This window comes from Nostoc favosum CHAB5714 (assembly GCF_020829495.1).
GTDB lineage: Bacteria > Cyanobacteriota > Cyanobacteriia > Cyanobacteriales > Nostocaceae > Nostoc > Nostoc favosum.
Genome location: NZ_JAIVFQ010000007.1, coordinates 114,447 through 130,598 on the forward strand (window position 1 = coordinate 114,447; position 16,152 = coordinate 130,598).

Genomic DNA, 16,152 nt, shown 5'->3' on the forward strand with positions numbered 1-16,152 from the left:
GAATTGTTCTCCAGTTTTTTACCCGACCTTCAGCAATATCTTTTTTACCTCTTTCAAAAGATTCAATAAATCCAGGGATATCAAGCAACTCTTGGGTAGCGTCTTCGCTATCTTTATCTGCTAGATATGCTAAAAAGTCAGCAACCAGTTGTAGGCGTTATGAAGATAATACATCTAGATATTGGTTTATTTGCTGACGAACTTCTGTGTTGTTCATAATTTTTAGCCCATCTTTTATTCTTAACTTTGAGAATCTTGCTTGCTTTGATTTGCTTGCTCAATGCGTTGCCTAATTGCTTCTTCTGCAATGCGAATATTTTCTTCTATTGGTGTACCATCTTCAGCTACCATTGGCCCGTACCATGTTGCTTCTGAATCAGGAGTGCGGCGACCATACAAAACACGCAAAGGCTCTACATCTTCCCGGTGTGCAAGTGCGTAAGCTATTAGTTCTTTGTTAGTCATTGCTTCAAAATTCGGTCGCATTTAAAAACCTCCAGTTTCCATTAGCGGGTACAATGATTTGGAGTTCTTCATTGACAAAAATAAATACAACTCCGGTTTGGTCGTCAAAGCGATATAGCTCAATACTCCGATAGGTGTTAGACAACATCTGGCAAACACGGACACAGGCTAAGGCTTGTTCGTTAGTTGGGTTGATCGTCTGTTCCTCAATTGTGACATAGATAATAGTAAGCCTTTCTTTTGCGGTTTCTACTGTTAATAGTAAATCAGCTTACATTTACCCTTACCACTGCTTTAACTTCTTCTGAGCAAATTCCCGCACTTGCTCATCTGGGTCATTCTCTGTGCGATCGCACTTAACCCCACATCCCGCCAGAGAATAAATTCTCTAGCTAATAGCTCAAGTCCACTGAAGCGGACTAAAACTTTGGTTCAGTCTTCAATAGATAGACTTTAGCTATGAGACTGGGAATTCATTCCCAGGCGGTTGTTGGGATTGGCGAAATTGCTAACCGCGATGTCTACAATGGTCACTGAGCGGCTGGTGAGCGGCTTGCCCTGAGCGTAGCCGTTCGCGTTAGCGTCTCCGACAGGAGAAGGGAGTCGAACCATGTCGAAGTGCGGGCTGCGCGATCGCAATTTCCCCCATAGCACATTCACTTTTGCTACAACCATGAGCCGCTGCTAGTTCTTGTAAGGGATATGTGCGATCAATCACCATAGCAATTTTGCTAGATTCAATTTATTCTTTAAGAAAAACCAAGTTCTCAGTGTTGGGTTTTTTAAACACCAATTTGGCTTTTTGACGGGGAAATAACGCTGTTAAGGCTTTCTGCACAATGCTTTTGCGGCTAGATAGGGTGGTGATAATTCCGTTAAGTTTGAGGAATTTTTTGGTTTGAAAGAGCGATCGCTGTGCCTTTGTTTGTAACTTTCGCTTCACCCATTTTTTGAGGAGTTAAGAAAAATAATAGTACATAAAGATATTTGAAGTATTTTAAAAAACTAGTACCTCTGAGTTAACTTTGTTCAAACTCCGGCTACAATCGGCTAGCCGAGAGTTACGTGTAATATAAATCACTACAAAGCTAGAGGGAACTTTAAAATGGTTGCATTTGCTTTAAAACCAACACAGATAATTGGAGGCATATTATCCACATGGCTACTGAGTCTGATGTCCTTAGAGGTTCTTACCACCGCAGCCTTCGGCATCCCGCCAGCTGCGTCTGTTCAAACTAAGCTGAAAGTGCCTAGTACAATGACCTTTGCGCCCTTTAATACTAACCGTTACTTGAAAGTGCCGCCCAATTTCTCTGTCTCTGTTTATGCTCGCATTAACAAAGCTCGCTTTATGGCAGTTGCTCCCAATGGGGATCTTCTCGTGTCACAGCCCAGTACAGGTAAAGTGTTAATTGTCCGACCCAATGGCAGCAAAGACCCAATTATTTCTGACTTCGTGACGGGTCTACGCAAACCACACGACATTGTGTTTCATAAGATTGGCAACACCACATACGTTTATATCTCTGAGACTCATCAAATTAACCGCTTCATCTACAAATCTGGAGATCGAATCGCCAAAAATCGTCAAATCGTTGTAATTGGTTTACCAGACAACAGCACATCGGAACTCAAAGGCTCCTATGGGCATGAACTAAAAAATATCGCACTTGATTCCAACCACAAACTGTACGTGTCAATCGCCTCTACGTGCAATGCCTGCAAGGAAGATACTGTCAGTACCCCAAAGCGTGGTGCAATTTACCAGTACAACGCCAATGGAACCAATCAACGGCTTTTTGCCCAAGGTTTACGTAATGCCGAAGGATTAGCATTCTTACCTGGCACAAATGACCTTTGGGTAGTCGTTAATAATCGAGATAACATCGCCTATCCTTTCAAGGATAGCAGTGGCAATTACGGTAAGATTATTCCCTCTTACGTAGACAATCACCCGCCAGAGGAGTTTACGAAAGTCCGAGATGGCGGCAACTACGGTTGGCCATTCTGCAACCCCAATCCTGACACGTCAACTGGCCTCAACAATATGCCGTTTAACCGCGACTATGAGTTCAATGCTGATGGAAGTGTTAATTGCAATGCAATGGACAGAATTAACAAGGGTATTCAAGCCCATTCGGCTCCCTTGGGACTAACATTCTTACAAAATACCAAATTTCCCAGCCTGTACTTAAGTGGGGCAGTGGTGGGGCTGCATGGTTCATGGAATCGGCGGAGGAAAACGGGCTACAAAATAGCTTACTTTCCCTGGAACAGTACAACAAAGACTCTAGGACAGGAGATAGATTTAGTCAACGGTTGGCTAGTTCCAACAACGCAAGAAGTCTGGGGACGACCGGTGGATATGGTAGTTGATAACCAAGGTAATTTGTTAATTTCGGATGACTACAGCGGCACTATCTACAAGCTCTCCTATTTATTATCCAACATCTAAAATTGAGTTACCTGTGCTGCTTTTGGCTTATTGGGGACTTCCAAATAAAAAAATACTCAAAAAACTGGCGAAAAAACTCTCTCCTCCTTATTCCTCTGTGTTCCAATACAGTTCAGTTAAGCTTTTTTTCTCCCCCTGCTTCCTCTGCCTCCCCTGCTCCCCCTGCCTGCCTTAACAGATAAATTTGCTTAACTGAACCGTATTGCTCTGTGTTCTCTGTGTCTGGAGTGGTAGCCTGCGGCAAGCCCTCCGGCTTGGTGCAGTCGCTCATGGGGGAAACCCCCATGCGCTAAAGCGTCTCCCCTTGGGAGAAGACCGCGCTGCTTCACCGCTTTGCGTCTACGTTTATTTGGATAATTTATTTCTTGGAAAGTCCCTTGTCCTCCAATCAACTAGAAACAGCGATCGCAATTTTCCCCATTGCACGCCCAGTTTCGCTATAAGCATGAGCCGCCGCTAGTTCTGGTAAGGGATATGTGCGATCAATCACCACACGAATTTTACCCGCTTCAATCAATTCTTTGAGATAAACCAAATCTTGAGTGTTGGGTTTTTCTAGGATAAATTTCGCTTTTTGTCCGGGAAGAAACGCTGTTAAGACGCTCTCTAACAAAACTTTGGGGCTGGGTAACGTGGTGATATAAATTCCGTTTGGTTTGAGGACTCTTTTGGTTTGAGAGAGCGATCGCTTACCCACTGCATCAAAGATAATGTCATACTGCACTGTATCTTGGCTGAAATCTTGCTGCGTATAATCAATCACGCGGTCTGCTCCCAAAGATTTCACTAAATCCAAATTTTTAGTACTGCTAACTCCCGTCACTACTGCCCCTAAAGCTTTAGCAATTTGCACTGCAAAAATCCCTACACCGCCCGCAGCACCATTAATTAAAACTGTTTGTCCTGTTTTAATATTTCCTTCATTTCGCAGCGATTGCAAAGCCGTAAGTGCTGCTAATGGCACAACAGCAGCTTCTTCATAGTTTAGATTTGTTGGTTTGAGAGCCACCAAATTTTCTGGAACGGCTGCAAATTCGGCATAACCTCCTCCAGGGAAGCTAGTACTGCCATAAATAGCATCTCCAGGTTTAAAGCGCGTGACACCAGAGCCAACCTCTACAACTTCTCCCGCCACATCAAACCCCAGAATCTTTGGGAATTTGCTGCCGCTAATCAAACTCAACATCCCTTGGCGAATTTTCCAATCAATGGGATTAACGCTACTAGCACGAACTTTCACAAGTAACTGCGTTGGCTCAATTTTTGGCTGCTCTACGTCTTGGTACTGCAACACTTCAGCCGCGCCATACCGACGGATAACCACTGCTTTCATCGCATTCCTCCTGCTACCCTGTTTTTGTGAATGAACTTAGACAGCTTATGACTATAGTGTAGCGATGTCTAGGGCTACGCCTACGCATGGGATTTAACGAAGACGCTAGCCGCAGTCAGAGATTTCCTAAAATAGAAATATCGGTCTAAGATTACACCTGTATGCCAGCTAGAGACATCTATCACAATAATGTCAAAAATGCTTTGATTAAAGACAAATGGACAATTACTCATGACCCACTGACTCTTAAATTTGGTAAAAAAGATTTGTATATTGATTTAGGTGCTAGACAACTGTTAGCGGCGGAAAAAGCAGAATCAAAAATTGCAGTTGTGATTAAAAGTTTTACCGAAAGTTCGGATGTTGATGATTTAGAAAAAGCGTTAGGTCAGTATATTTTATATCAGGATATATTAATTGAGTTGGAGCCAGAGCGAATGTTATATCTTGCAGTGCCTAACAGAGTTTTTGATGATTTGTTTAAAGAACCCATTGGCAAACTTTTACTGAGAAATCATCGTTTAAAGCTGATTACCTTTGATCCAAAACAGGAGGTCATCAAACAATGGATTATACCCAATTAGACCACTATCGCCAAGTGATTGAAACTATTCTTGGTGAATATGCTTCCTTGAGTTATTCCTATGCCGATATTCAATCAGAAGTGGTGTTTGATCGAAGCCGCGTTGGCGCAGCCTCTCTGAAAGAGACTCGCTATTTGTGGATGGATATAGGTTGGGATGGCGAATGCCTACGGCACGCTACGCGAACGCCGTATTCATGGCTGTCTGGTTCATATTGACCTAATTAATGGCAAAATCTGGATTCAACGGGATGGCACGGAAGAAGGCATTGCCGCCGATTTAGAACGGGCTGGAATTCCTAAAGAACACATCGTCCTTGGCTTTCGTCCACCGGAGTTAAGACCCTACACTGGCTATGCAGTTGCTTAAAGACATTAACTTTTTCGCTTTTCAAGAAAACCCATTTTCTTTATTCTTCAGTCGTAAATACAACATCTTGATACAGCAGTTCAATCGAACACTCAAATTCAATGCTCGATAGAGTGATGATATCTCCAGCCGTGTAGGGATAGTAAAGCCACATCCTACCCTCACCCCGACAGTAACGCTCGACTGAGATTTTTTCCGAGTCAATTAAGATATACTCTTGCAAACTAGGGATTGTCAGATAATAAGTGAATTTTTCATCCCGATCTTTAGCGCTTGTACCTGGGGAAAGAACTTCGACAATCAGCTTGGGATGTTGAATAAATTTGCGGGCATTGAGGTCTTCAGGGTCGCAACTGACAATAACATCAGGATAATAGTAGCGACTCTGGGGAGTGAGTTGCATTTTCACGTCTAACACATTCACTCGACAACCTTTAGGACGTAGATGGGGGTACAAAGCTCTGTAGAGATTTAGTGCAATGTCGTTATGGGGAATTGTACCGCCTGTCATGGCAAATACTTCGCCATTGGCATATTCGTAGCGAAGGTCTTGCTGAGGTTCCCATTCGAGATATTCCTCAACGGTCATTTTTGGCGGCTGTTGGGAGATGGCTATCATAACTAAGATTTTTCACGCTTGCTTTGATTGTAGCTAAATGACATTCTGACAATTCAGATTATCGGTAAAACCTCTCTCCTAGAAAGAGAGAGACTTTGAATTTTCCCCCTTAGAGCGTCGGGAAGGGGGTTAGGGGGTTAGGTTTTTCGCTAAGGTTTGTAGTGAGCAATTCCGAAAATTCATTGCGATCGCTCAATCATGTTAGATTATAGTTTGTTGTTTCTCTTAAACACAAAATTCGAGACTTTCCTACCCATCTCCTCATTGTGGGAATGAAAAAAAAGAACTGAAAAGTTAAGTTTTTTGAAAATTATGTGCAGCAATACATCTATTCCCACTAGCTCATATAGCTTACCAGACAAGGCTTAAAGGCATAATTGAACATCATTGTCAAAGAAAAATTAAAAGAATATGAAGTGCATTTTTACCCTCAAAAAAATGATATGTTAGATACAGAATTCAATTTCGCGCGTTTATGGAGTAGAACAATATAGATTACTTCAGTTTTTCACCCTCAAACCCTTGGCATTTCTTGCTTTTGACGCAAATTGAGGGCAATGTGAGTACACATTTAAATAACCAAAACCCAGTTGCAAGTAGATTAAAGTCTTTGCTGGGATTGTGTTGTGGCTGAGTACAAAGAAATCCTGAACCCCTATCTATAAACACTAGAACCCCAACCAAAAAATACTAGAACCCCTACCCGAAAAAAACTTTTTTAATTCTTGTAATGCTTGAAGAATTAGGGTTCTTATTATTTGAGTACAAACGTAATAAATCCAATAAATTCTATCCTAGAGAGACGCACTGTTTGGCTAGGAGACGGCTGCTATAAATCTTATATCGCCAATCACCTAACGCTCTGAAACAAACGAAGCGAAAAGTGAGTGGAGGGATGACATAGCACCATGCCTGAAGTGAAGAGAAGTCGCGGCTGTAAGCACCAATTCTACCCAAGAACCGAACGTTGACACACACCAGCCGAACATCAGATATCTATTGCCTGCCTTACTTGAAAACAAGTCGCCCGAACCCAAGGGTTTGCAGGCAGTGTGAAAGACGCGACTTCAATTCCTGGGCATAGAGAGTGGCAACAGCATCTCCCACAGTGGCAGCCAAGTCCACCGACCTTTTGCGAAACTCAATGACATCACCGTCTACACGACTCCTCAACTCCCCTGCTACGGAATCGACAACCCAAGCAAAATCCGGTGGTTGCGGCTGCGACAGCACCAGCAGCGCCACCGTGGAAAGGGACGAAAAGCTCCAAGAACGAATTGCTAAACATCCCTGCTACAGCGAAGACGCTCATCACCACTACGCCCGGATGCACGTTGCAGTTGCTCCCGCTTGCAACATTCAATGCAACTATTGCAACCGCAAATATGATTGCGCTAACGAAAGCCGTCCTGGAGTAGTTAGCGAATTGCTAACACCAGAACAAGCAGCACACAAAGCTTTGGTCATTGGTGGAAAGATTCCCCAAATGACAGTTGTGGGAATTGCCGGCCCTGGCGACCCTTTGGCGAACCCAGAAAAAACTTTCCGCACATTTGAGTTGATTGCAGAACAAGCACCAGACATCAAGCTGTGCTTATCAACCAATGGTTTAATGCTGCCAGACTACATCGATCGCATTAAACAATTAAATATAGATCACGTTACGATCACCATTAACATGGTAGATCCAGAGATCGGTGCTAAGATTTATCCTTGGGTTCACTACAGACGCAAGCGTTACAAGGGCATTGAAGGCGCAAGAATTCTCCACGAAAGACAGATGGAAGGATTGCAAGCCCTGAAAGATGCTGATATCTTGTGCAAAGTTAACTCAGTGATGATTCCCGGAATTAATGACCATCACTTAGTCGAAGTGAATCGAGTCATTCGTGAAAAAGGTGCATTCTTGCACAACATCATGCCATTGATTTCTGCACCAGAGCATGGCACACACTTCGGTTTAACCGGTCAACGCGGCCCCACACCCAAAGAACTCAAAGAAGTTCAAGACAATTGCTCCGGTAACATGAAAATGATGCGCCACTGTCGCCAGTGCCGCGCCGATGCAGTAGGATTATTGGGAGAAGATCGCAGCCAGGAATTTTCCAAAGAGAAATTCTTGGAAATGACTCCAGAATATGACATGGAGAAACGTCAAGAAGTTCATGACGGTATTGAGAAGTTTAAAGAAGAACTTAAAGTAGCCAAAGACAAGGCGCTTGCCGGCAAGAAATTTGCCAACAGTCCTAAAGTCCTAGTTGCAGTAGCAACCAAAGGCGGCGGATTGGTTAACCAACACTTCGGTCATGCGAAAGAATTCCAAATTTACGAAGTGGGTGGAGACGAAGTTCGCTTTGTCAGTCATCGCAAGATTGACCAATACTGCCAAGGTGGATACGGCGAAGAAGCTTCTTTTGAGCATATTATGAAAGCGATCGCAGATTGCAAAGCAGTTTTAGTCTCTAAGATTGGTAACTGTCCTCAAGAAAAATTGCAAGAAGCTGGAATACAGACTATTGAAGCTTACGACGTGATTGAAAAGGTTGCTTTGGAGTTCTACGAGCAATACATTAAGGAATTAGAGAATAGGGAATAGGGCATGGGGCATGGGGCATGGGGCATGGGGCATAGGACAAGAATTATCCTCAATGCCCTGCCCTAAACCCAATACAGTTCAGATAAGCCCAAAACATTGATGTAGAGACGCGATTTATCGCGTCTTGAAAGACCAATCATCTACACCAATCACCCTTAACCCAAGCGTATTGGCCCTAAACCCAAATCTCAATGCCCAATGCCCAATGCCCAATGCCCCATTCCCCAAAAGGAGAATAATCATGGCTTACAAAATTACTAGCCAGTGTATTTCCTGCAATCTCTGTCTCTCTGTATGTCCCACAAATGCAGTTAAAGTGGTTGACGGACAGCACTGGATTGACCCTGAACTTTGTACAAACTGTATTGGTAGCATTCATACCGTGCCTCAGTGTAAAGCTGGTTGTCCTACATGCGACGGTTGCGTTAAGCAGCCTAGCGATTACTGGGAAGGCTGGTTTGCCAATTACAACCACGTAGTTGCTAAATTAACAAATAAACAAGATTACTGGGAACGTTGGTTTAACTGCTATTCCCAGAAATACTCTGAGCAGTTGCAAAAGCGTCAACCCCAAATAATTCGTAATTCGTAATGGGCTACGCCCCGCTTCTCTACGAGACACTTCGTGAACGCTAACGTAATTCGTAATTGAAGACAACAATGCAAAATAACTGCATCTATCTTGATAATAATGCCACGACTAAGGTAGACCCAGAAGTTATAGAGGTAATGCTACCTTACCTGACGGATTATTACGGCAATCCCTCCAGTATGCATACCTTTGGTGGGCAAGTCGGTAAAGCAGTGAGAACAGCAAGAGAACAACTTGCAGCCATCCTGGGAGCCGATGAGTCAGAAATTGTCTACACAAGTTGTGGAACTGAGGGAGATAACGCGGCGATTCGAGCCGCACTGTTGGCACAACCAGAAAAGCGACACATCATCACCACCCAAGTTGAACACCCAGCAGTACTCAATGTCTGCAAACAATTAGAAACCCAAGGTTACAGTGTTACCTATCTATCAGTAAATCATCAAGGGCAGCTGGATCTAGATGAACTAGAAGCTTCCTTGACGGGTAACACCGCCCTGGTGACAATTATGTATGCTAATAATGAAACCGGCACGGTTTTCCCGATTGAGCAAATTGGGTTGCGCGTGAAAGAATATGGTGCTATCTTCCATGTAGATGCGGTGCAAGCAGTGGGAAAAATCCCCTTAAATATGAAGACTAGCACCGTGGATATGTTAACTCTGTCTGGTCACAAGCTGCACGGGCCGAAAGGAATTGGTGCTTTATATATTCGACGCGGAGTTCGGTTCCGTCCCTTCATGATTGGCGGACACCAAGAACGTGGACGTAGGGCGGGAACTGAGAATGTTCCAGGAATTATTGCCTTGGGCAAAGCTGCGGAACTAGAACTGTTACACTTAGAAGAAGCGACCGCAAGAGAAAGAAAGCTGCGCGATCGCCTCGAACAAACTTTACTTGCGACAATTCCCGATTGTGTCGTTAACGGTGACGTTACGCAGAGATTGCCCAACACCACAAATATCGGCTTCAAGTATATTGAAGGTGAAGCTATCTTACTATCCTTGAATAAATACGGTATCTGTGCATCATCTGGTTCTGCTTGCACCTCCGGTTCACTGGAACCTTCCCACGTCCTTCGGGCTATGGGCTTACCCTACACAACTTTGCACGGTTCCATTCGCTTCAGTCTTTGTCGCTACACAACAGTTGCAGAAATTGATCAAGTGATAGAGGTAATGCCCAGTATTGTGGAACGTTTACGCGCCCTCTCACCCTTCAAAAATGATGACGCGGGTTGGCTGCAAGAACAAGAACAAGCACTGTTAGGAGTTAGGAGTTAGGAGTTAGGAATTAGGAATTAGGAGTTAGGAGTTAGGAGTTAGGAGTTAGGAATTAGGAGTTAGGAGTTAGGAGTTAGGAGTTAAGAAGTAGCTTTGGCTGACTATTAATGATTTCATAACTCATCACTCCTCACCCCTCACTCATCACTCCTCACTCCTCACTCCTCACTCCTCACTCATCACTCTTGCTCATAACTCTTGCTCATAACTCATCACTCCTAACTCATCACTCTTAACTAATAAAAGTTATGTGGGACTACACTGATAAAGTATTAGAACTGTTTTACGATCCCAAAAATCAGGGAGCAATCGAAGAAACGAGCGAACCTGGAGTTAAGGTTGCAACGGGAGAAATCGGTAGCATTGCTTGCGGTGATGCTTTGAGACTACACCTCAAAGTTGAGGTAGAATCTGATAAGATTCTAGATGCTCGTTTTCAAACCTTTGGCTGTACTAGTGCGATCGCATCTTCTAGTGCATTAACCGAAATGATCAAAGGTTTAACCTTAGATGAAGCCTTGAAAGTGTCCAACAAAGACATTGCAGATTACCTTGGTGGTTTACCAGAAGCAAAGATGCATTGCTCTGTCATGGGACAAGAAGCGCTAGAAGCCGCTATCTATAATTATCGTGGCATTCCTCTAGCTACCCATGATGATGACGACGAAGGCGCGTTAGTTTGCAGTTGCTTTGGCATCAGCGAGTCCAAAATTCGCCGTGTGATTCTAGAAAATCATCTCACGGATGCCGAACAAGTAACAAATTATGTAAAAGCTGGTGGCGGATGCGGTTCCTGTCTGGCGAATATCGATGATATTATTAGATCAGTTCAACAGGAATACGCCTCACCTGCTCTCAACAATTACGGCGTACAAGTTGCCACAGAAATTGTTACTTCAAAGCAACGATCGCTAACCAACGTGCAAAAGATTGCTCTAATTCAAAAAGTTCTCGATGAAGAAGTCAGACCCGTACTCATTGCAGACGGGGGAGATGTAGAACTCTATGATGTAGAAGGCGATCGCGTTAAAGTTGTGTTGCAAGGTGCTTGCGGTTCCTGTTCTAGTAGTACAGCAACTCTGAAAATTGCGATCGAAGCCAGATTACAAGATCGTGTCAGCAAGAGCCTTGTAGTCGAAGCAGTTTAGGAATTGCTGTAGGACTTAACGTACTCTACAAATACGCCCTAATATGCATCAGCCAGGAACAGAAAGTAGGATTTGAATCGAATCATTGTCTCCACTCAATGCTTCATACCAATTCTTTCTTAATTACGAATTACGAATTACGAATTACGAATTGGTATCAGTCCTACCACTATTACTGCTAACAGCATATAGGCTTCATAGATTAAGCGCCTACTTGCGAATTTCATCATCTAACTCGCTTCAAAGGAACAGAATATGAGCACATTGTACGACAAACTTGGTGGACAACCAGCTATTGAACAAATAGTAGATGAACTCCACAAACGCATTGCGACAGACAGCATCCTCAATCACTTTTTTGCTGGTACAGATATGGCCAAGCAGCGTAATCATCTAGTTGCTTTCTTATCTGAGATTTTTGAGGGGCCAAAGCAATACGGCGGTCGTCCAATGGACAAAACACACGCTGGAATGAATTTACAGCAACAACACTTCGATGAGATCGCCAAGCTTTTGAGTGAATCAATGGCTGTGCGTGGAGAGTCGCCAGAAGACACCAAAGCTGCACTAGAGCGCGTCACAAATTTCAAGGGCGCTATTTTGAACAAGTAGTAGGACTTATGCATTGATTGTTGACAAATAGCAACATCAAGTCCTATTTAGTCTTGCAAGCTGAGACACATTATGACGTATTTGTAAATTGCGTAGTTTTCTTTGTTCTTTGTCATTTGTTTTGACAAAGAACAAAGGACAAAAGACAAAAAGAAAAGAAATTTAACCAGGAAATATATGTACTTGCTTTCGATCATTTTAGCTGTGGAGCGATCGCCCCCAGCAGGCATTTATGCCAACGCTATCAACGATGCTCTACACGCGCTCACTACTGTCGCTCAACTGGCGTGAACGCAACTGACAAACGCGCATACCCACCAACCAACCAATTGCAGGGAAACACGAACAATGACAGACGAAAACATTAGACAGATAGCTTTCTACGGTAAGGGCGGTATCGGTAAATCTACCACTTCCCAAAACACCTTGGCAGCTATGGCAGAAATGGGTCAACGCATCCTCATCGTCGGTTGCGACCCTAAAGCTGACTCTACCCGTTTGATGCTGCACAGCAAAGCTCAAACAACCGTTCTTCACCTCGCCGCAGAACGTGGTGCAGTAGAAGATATCGAAATCGAAGAAGTAATGCTGACCGGTTTCCGTAACGTTCGTTGCGTAGAATCTGGTGGTCCAGAACCCGGTGTAGGTTGCGCCGGTCGTGGTATTATCACCGCCATCAACTTCTTAGAAGAAAATGGTGCTTACCAAGACCTAGACTTCGTATCTTACGACGTATTAGGTGACGTTGTGTGTGGTGGTTTCGCAATGCCTATCCGCGAAGGTAAGGCACAAGAAATCTACATCGTTACATCTGGTGAAATGATGGCGATGTATGCTGCTAACAACATTGCTCGTGGTGTACTCAAGTATGCTCACACTGGTGGCGTGCGTTTGGGTGGTTTGATTTGTAACAGCCGTAACACTGACCGGGAAATCGAATTGATCGAAACCTTGGCAAAACGGTTGAACACCCAAATGATTCACTACGTACCCCGTGACAACATTGTTCAACACGCAGAATTGCGCCGGATGACTGTTAACGAGTACGCACCAGAAAGCAACCAAGCTAACGAATATCGGATTTTGGCTCAAAAAATTATCGACAACAAAAATCTGGCTATTCCTACACCCATCGAAATGGAAGAACTAGAAGAATTGTTGATTGAATTCGGTATTCTCGAAAGCGACGAAAATGCTGCCAAGTTGGTTGGTAAGACTGCTGCTGAAGCTCCTGTAGTATAAGTCGCCGCTAAGAAATAACGTTTTAGCACAAGGAAAAAGGAAGAGTTCCATATCTTACCTTTTCCTCTCTCTCTTGCATCTCCCCCCTAACCTTAGAGGGGACTCCTAGTCCCCCTATGCCCCGATCCTTACGAGTCACAGAGGCTAAGTATGACACCTCCAGAAAATCAAAACATCATCGAAGAAAGAAAAGAACTAATTAAAGAAGTTCTCAGTGCTTATCCAGAAAAAGCTGCTAAAAAGCGCGAAAAGCACTTAGGCGTATACGAAGAAGGTAAGTCCGATTGCGGCGTTAAGTCTAACATCAAATCCCTTCCAGGTGTAATGACCGCTCGTGGTTGTGCTTACGCCGGTTCTAAGGGTGTGGTTTGGGGTCCTATTAAGGACATGATCCACATCAGCCACGGACCTGTAGGTTGCGGTTACTGGTCTTGGTCTGGTCGTCGTAACTACTACATTGGCACCACAGGTATTGATACCTTTGGTACCATGCACTTCACCTCTGACTTCCAAGAAAGAGATATCGTTTTCGGTGGTGACAAGAAACTTGTCAAGCTAATCCAAGAACTAGATGTACTTTTCCCCCTCAACCGTGGTGTTTCCATTCAATCTGAATGTCCCATCGGTCTAATTGGGGATGACATCGAAGCAGTTGCTCGGAAGACATCGAAAGAAATTGGCAAGCCAGTTGTACCTGTGCGTTGCGAAGGCTTCCGGGGTGTTTCCCAATCTTTGGGACACCACATTGCTAACGACATGGTTCGTGACTGGGTGTTCACCAGAGCAGACCAAGCTAAGAAAGACGGTACACTTCAGTTTGAAGGTACTCCTTATGATGTAGCCATCATTGGTGACTATAACATCGGTGGAGATGCTTGGGCTAGCCGCATCCTGTTAGAAGAAATCGGCTTGCGCGTAGTCGCTCAGTGGTCAGGTGATGGCACCATCAACGAAATGTTGATGACCCCCAATGTGAAGATGAACCTCATCCACTGTTATCGGTCGATGAACTACATCAGCCGTCACATGGAAGAAGCTTACGGTATACCCTGTACGAAGTATGATTTAATGTATCGTGATACCAAGATTTAGTCCACGTCTAACTTTGCTCAATTTAAACATTGTTCTAAATGGACTAAATTTTAAGACACATTTAAGACACAATGAAAAGCAAGGCGCAGGACATTTTTGAGGATTTCATTCCGCCAGCATCTACCGATGGCAGCTATCTAGGAACGCAGAAACACATGAAGGCTACTCGGCAGCATCTGGAACGCAAGTTTGAGAAAGGTTTGGCAGACACTAGGGCCCGTCTAAAAGCCGCTAAGGTCAAAGTTGGTTTGGTCGTGGCACGGGACACTATTCAACTGCAAGCATCCCTACCTATCAAACCGGGCGATCGCGACACTAAAGGAACTGGTTTTAAGCAGTACAAGATTTCGCTAAATATCCCTGCAAGCTTGGACGGGTTGAGAACAGCTGAGGAAGAGGCAAACGAGCTAGGCAAGCTACTCGCCCGTAAACAGTTTGAATGGACTGAGAAATATCTGGGTAAAGTCGCTAAGGTCGGCAACAGATCCCAAACCCTTGGTGATGTTTTAGAAGAGTTTGAAACTGAGTATTTCAAAACACGCAAGTTAACAGAAAAAAGTAAACACACCTTTTTCTATTACAAAGAGTATTTACGGCGACTGATTGGGCTAGATACTTTATTGGCTCAATCGGAGATTGATAAAAAGCTTGCAGAATTGACGGGTGATTCCGCCAAATACAGTGCTGTTAAATCATTGAAGGTTTTAAAATCAACTCTTAATTTAACTAGTTTCACTCTCGAACAATTTAAAGCTACACAACCCAAAAGTCAGGCTAGGGACATTCCCAGCGATGAGGATATCATCAAATATTATGAATCTTTTCATCAGTACTCTTTGACTAGAAGCCTAACAATTAAAAAGAGTTGTTTAGACAGTTGGAAGATGTGGGAATGGGTATATGGAATGCTCGCTACTTATGGACTACGCCCAAGAGAACTGTTTGTAAATCCTGAAATTGATTGGTGGTTGAGTCCTGAAAATAAAGATAATACATGGAAGGTTCACCCAGATACTAAGACTGGTTACAGGGAAGCTTTACCGCTACATCCTGAATGGGTTTACTTGTTTAATTTAAAAAATCTAGAGCCTTTGGAACTGTTAAAAGCTCAAACTGATGACAGAACTAGTTTTACAGATATCAACAATATTCGGGTTAATTGTTCATCGTGGTTTAGGCGCGTAAATATTCCGTTTACACCCTATGACTTACGCCATGCTTGGGCGATTCGAGCGCACATGATGGGCATTCCAATTAAAGCTGCTGCTGACAATTTGGGGCATTCTGTAGAGATTCACACTGAGATTTATCAGAAGTGGTTCAGCTTGGAGAACCGGAGGAAGGTAATTAAGCAGGCAGTAGATAAAAAAGATGACATGGATGCGTTGAAGCAGGAGAATGCACGGCTAAGGGCTGAGGTGGAATATCTCAGGCAAGCTCTGGCACGGCATCAAATCATTGAAGTTCTGTCTACTTAACTCACCGTAGAGTGCGGTTTATTAACAGAGGTGCATCTCTATCTGTTTAGCTTTGAAACTGTTAAAATAGTGCTGCTATATTTTTTGGGCAATATATTAGATAAAAAGGCTATTTTTTGGAAATTTATGTTAAAAAATAGCCAGTCAAAAAAATTGTCTACAGTTGCCAAAAACGGCATCCAGAGCGGGTTTTATTCGTCTACAATTTCGTCTACACATGTAGACAGTATAGACACACTCAAGCCGCACTGCAACCGCACTTGTCACCGTTGATCGTGGCATTG

18 protein-coding genes and 1 pseudogene are annotated in these 16,152 nt (G+C 43.6%); 12 read left to right on the forward strand and 7 right to left on the reverse strand.

Annotated elements, in window-relative coordinates; all coding sequences use genetic code 11:
- Positions 1–240 precede the first annotated feature (240 nt).
- The 4 genes from LC586_RS07730 to LC586_RS07740 all read right to left on the reverse strand — a co-directional run bounded on the left by LC586_RS07730 (position 241) and on the right by LC586_RS07740 (position 1,408).
- Complete coding sequence (locus LC586_RS07730) at positions 241–486, reverse strand: DUF6887 family protein (RefSeq protein ID WP_174710332.1); 246 nt, start codon at positions 484–486, stop codon at positions 241–243.
- Positions 470–691, reverse strand: coding sequence for a DUF6888 family protein (locus LC586_RS42545; RefSeq protein ID WP_438822880.1), 222 nt, complete (start codon positions 689–691; stop codon positions 470–472). Before LC586_RS42545 ends, LC586_RS07730 begins: the two co-directional genes overlap by 17 nt.
- Before the next feature lie 351 nt (positions 692–1,042).
- Positions 1,043–1,186: an MDR/zinc-dependent alcohol dehydrogenase-like family protein gene (locus tag LC586_RS07735; RefSeq protein WP_229483998.1), complete on the reverse strand. Its 144-nt coding sequence runs from the start codon at positions 1,184–1,186 to the stop codon at positions 1,043–1,045.
- A 21-nt stretch (positions 1,187–1,207) separates the two neighbouring features.
- Positions 1,208–1,408, reverse strand: coding sequence for a hypothetical protein (locus LC586_RS07740; protein WP_229483999.1), 201 nt, complete (start codon positions 1,406–1,408; stop codon positions 1,208–1,210).
- 162 nt (positions 1,409–1,570) lie between these two features.
- On the opposite strand from LC586_RS07740, the gene LC586_RS07745 reads away from it, so the two are divergent.
- Positions 1,571–2,920 (forward strand): PQQ-dependent sugar dehydrogenase, encoded by a 1,350-nt coding sequence (locus LC586_RS07745; protein ID WP_229484000.1) that lies wholly within the window; start codon positions 1,571–1,573, stop codon positions 2,918–2,920.
- A 112-nt stretch (positions 2,921–3,032) separates the two neighbouring features.
- Here LC586_RS07745 and LC586_RS07750 read toward each other — a convergent pair whose 3' ends face one another.
- Together LC586_RS07750 and LC586_RS07755 are read right to left on the reverse strand one after the other, a co-directional pair.
- Entirely contained in the window at positions 3,033–3,191 is a 159-nt protein-coding gene (locus tag LC586_RS07750) for a hypothetical protein (RefSeq protein ID WP_229484001.1), read from the reverse strand.
- A gap of 117 nt (positions 3,192–3,308) precedes the next feature.
- Entirely contained in the window at positions 3,309–4,253 is a 945-nt protein-coding gene (locus LC586_RS07755; protein WP_229484002.1) for an NAD(P)-dependent alcohol dehydrogenase, read from the reverse strand.
- A 161-nt stretch (positions 4,254–4,414) separates the two neighbouring features.
- On the opposite strand from LC586_RS07755, the gene LC586_RS07760 reads away from it, so the two are divergent.
- The 3 genes from LC586_RS07760 to LC586_RS42555 are packed head-to-tail and all read left to right on the forward strand — an operon-like array spanning position 4,415 to position 5,206.
- Entirely contained in the window at positions 4,415–4,837 is a 423-nt protein-coding gene (locus LC586_RS07760; protein WP_229484003.1) for a XisH family protein, read from the forward strand.
- Positions 4,819–5,055, forward strand: a complete 237-nt coding sequence (locus LC586_RS42550; protein WP_438822878.1) for an element excision factor XisI family protein — start codon at positions 4,819–4,821, stop codon at positions 5,053–5,055. Before LC586_RS07760 ends, LC586_RS42550 begins: the two co-directional genes overlap by 19 nt.
- The gene (locus LC586_RS42555) at positions 4,994–5,206 is read left to right on the forward strand and encodes a XisI protein (protein ID WP_438822879.1); all 213 of its coding nucleotides are present in this window, start codon (positions 4,994–4,996) and stop codon (positions 5,204–5,206) included. Before LC586_RS42550 ends, LC586_RS42555 begins: the two co-directional genes overlap by 62 nt.
- Positions 5,207–5,246: 40 nt before the next feature.
- Here the strand turns inward: LC586_RS42555 and LC586_RS07770 are convergent, their stop codons facing one another.
- Positions 5,247–5,825 carry a Uma2 family endonuclease gene (locus LC586_RS07770; protein ID WP_229484004.1) on the reverse strand — a complete coding sequence of 193 codons (579 nt, stop codon included), beginning with the start codon at positions 5,823–5,825 and terminating at the stop codon, positions 5,247–5,249.
- A 1,144-nt stretch (positions 5,826–6,969) separates the two neighbouring features.
- Between LC586_RS07770 and nifB the strand changes: the two genes are divergently transcribed.
- The 8 genes and pseudogenes from nifB to LC586_RS07810 all read left to right on the forward strand — a co-directional run bounded on the left by nifB (position 6,970) and on the right by LC586_RS07810 (position 15,868).
- Positions 6,970–8,421: a nitrogenase cofactor biosynthesis protein NifB gene (nifB, locus tag LC586_RS07775; RefSeq protein ID WP_229484061.1), complete on the forward strand. Its 1,452-nt coding sequence runs from the start codon at positions 6,970–6,972 to the stop codon at positions 8,419–8,421.
- 241 nt (positions 8,422–8,662) lie between these two features.
- Positions 8,663–9,013: a DUF362 domain-containing protein gene (locus LC586_RS07780; protein WP_229484005.1), complete on the forward strand. Its 351-nt coding sequence runs from the start codon at positions 8,663–8,665 to the stop codon at positions 9,011–9,013.
- Between the two features lie 68 nt (positions 9,014–9,081).
- Positions 9,082–10,296 carry a cysteine desulfurase NifS gene (gene nifS, locus LC586_RS07785; RefSeq protein ID WP_229484006.1) on the forward strand — a complete coding sequence of 405 codons (1,215 nt, stop codon included), beginning with the start codon at positions 9,082–9,084 and terminating at the stop codon, positions 10,294–10,296.
- Positions 10,297–10,544: 248 nt separating this feature from the next.
- The gene (nifU, locus tag LC586_RS07790) at positions 10,545–11,444 is read left to right on the forward strand and encodes a Fe-S cluster assembly protein NifU (protein ID WP_229484007.1); all 900 of its coding nucleotides are present in this window, start codon (positions 10,545–10,547) and stop codon (positions 11,442–11,444) included.
- A gap of 255 nt (positions 11,445–11,699) precedes the next feature.
- Positions 11,700–12,056, forward strand: coding sequence for a globin domain-containing protein (locus tag LC586_RS07795; protein WP_229484008.1), 357 nt, complete (start codon positions 11,700–11,702; stop codon positions 12,054–12,056).
- A 348-nt stretch (positions 12,057–12,404) separates the two neighbouring features.
- The gene (gene nifH, locus LC586_RS07800) at positions 12,405–13,298 is read left to right on the forward strand and encodes a nitrogenase iron protein (RefSeq protein ID WP_162397600.1); all 894 of its coding nucleotides are present in this window, start codon (positions 12,405–12,407) and stop codon (positions 13,296–13,298) included.
- 150 nt (positions 13,299–13,448) lie between these two features.
- Positions 13,449–14,387, forward strand: a pseudogene (locus LC586_RS07805) (nitrogenase component 1); the annotation flags it as partial.
- A gap of 74 nt (positions 14,388–14,461) precedes the next feature.
- Positions 14,462–15,868 (forward strand): site-specific integrase, encoded by a 1,407-nt coding sequence (locus LC586_RS07810; protein WP_229484009.1) that lies wholly within the window; start codon positions 14,462–14,464, stop codon positions 15,866–15,868.
- Positions 15,869–16,152: the final 284 nt, after the last annotated feature.

Bases quoted from the DNA above. Each gene is read 5' to 3' on its own strand.
- nifB (WP_229484061.1), top strand. From the start codon at position 6,970: ATGACATCACCGTCTACACGACTCCTCAACTCCCCTGCTACGGAATCG.
- nifU (WP_229484007.1), top strand. From the start codon at position 10,545: ATGTGGGACTACACTGATAAAGTATTAGAACTGTTTTACGATCCCAAA.
- LC586_RS07780 (WP_229484005.1), top strand. From the start codon at position 8,663: ATGGCTTACAAAATTACTAGCCAGTGTATTTCCTGCAATCTCTGTCTC.
- nifS (WP_229484006.1), top strand. From the start codon at position 9,082: ATGCAAAATAACTGCATCTATCTTGATAATAATGCCACGACTAAGGTA.
- LC586_RS42555 (WP_438822879.1), top strand. From the start codon at position 4,994: ATGGCGAATGCCTACGGCACGCTACGCGAACGCCGTATTCATGGCTGT.
- LC586_RS07745 (WP_229484000.1), top strand. From the start codon at position 1,571: ATGGTTGCATTTGCTTTAAAACCAACACAGATAATTGGAGGCATATTA.
- LC586_RS07750 (WP_229484001.1), bottom strand. From the start codon at position 3,191: ATGAGCGACTGCACCAAGCCGGAGGGCTTGCCGCAGGCTACCACTCCA.
- LC586_RS07730 (WP_174710332.1), bottom strand. From the start codon at position 486: ATGCGACCGAATTTTGAAGCAATGACTAACAAAGAACTAATAGCTTAC.
- LC586_RS42550 (WP_438822878.1), top strand. From the start codon at position 4,819: ATGGATTATACCCAATTAGACCACTATCGCCAAGTGATTGAAACTATT.
- LC586_RS07795 (WP_229484008.1), top strand. From the start codon at position 11,700: ATGAGCACATTGTACGACAAACTTGGTGGACAACCAGCTATTGAACAA.
- nifH (WP_162397600.1), top strand. From the start codon at position 12,405: ATGACAGACGAAAACATTAGACAGATAGCTTTCTACGGTAAGGGCGGT.
- LC586_RS07755 (WP_229484002.1), bottom strand. From the start codon at position 4,253: ATGAAAGCAGTGGTTATCCGTCGGTATGGCGCGGCTGAAGTGTTGCAG.
- LC586_RS07810 (WP_229484009.1), top strand. From the start codon at position 14,462: ATGAAAAGCAAGGCGCAGGACATTTTTGAGGATTTCATTCCGCCAGCA.
- LC586_RS07760 (WP_229484003.1), top strand. From the start codon at position 4,415: ATGCCAGCTAGAGACATCTATCACAATAATGTCAAAAATGCTTTGATT.
- LC586_RS07735 (WP_229483998.1), bottom strand. From the start codon at position 1,186: ATGGTGATTGATCGCACATATCCCTTACAAGAACTAGCAGCGGCTCAT.
- LC586_RS07770 (WP_229484004.1), bottom strand. From the start codon at position 5,825: ATGATAGCCATCTCCCAACAGCCGCCAAAAATGACCGTTGAGGAATAT.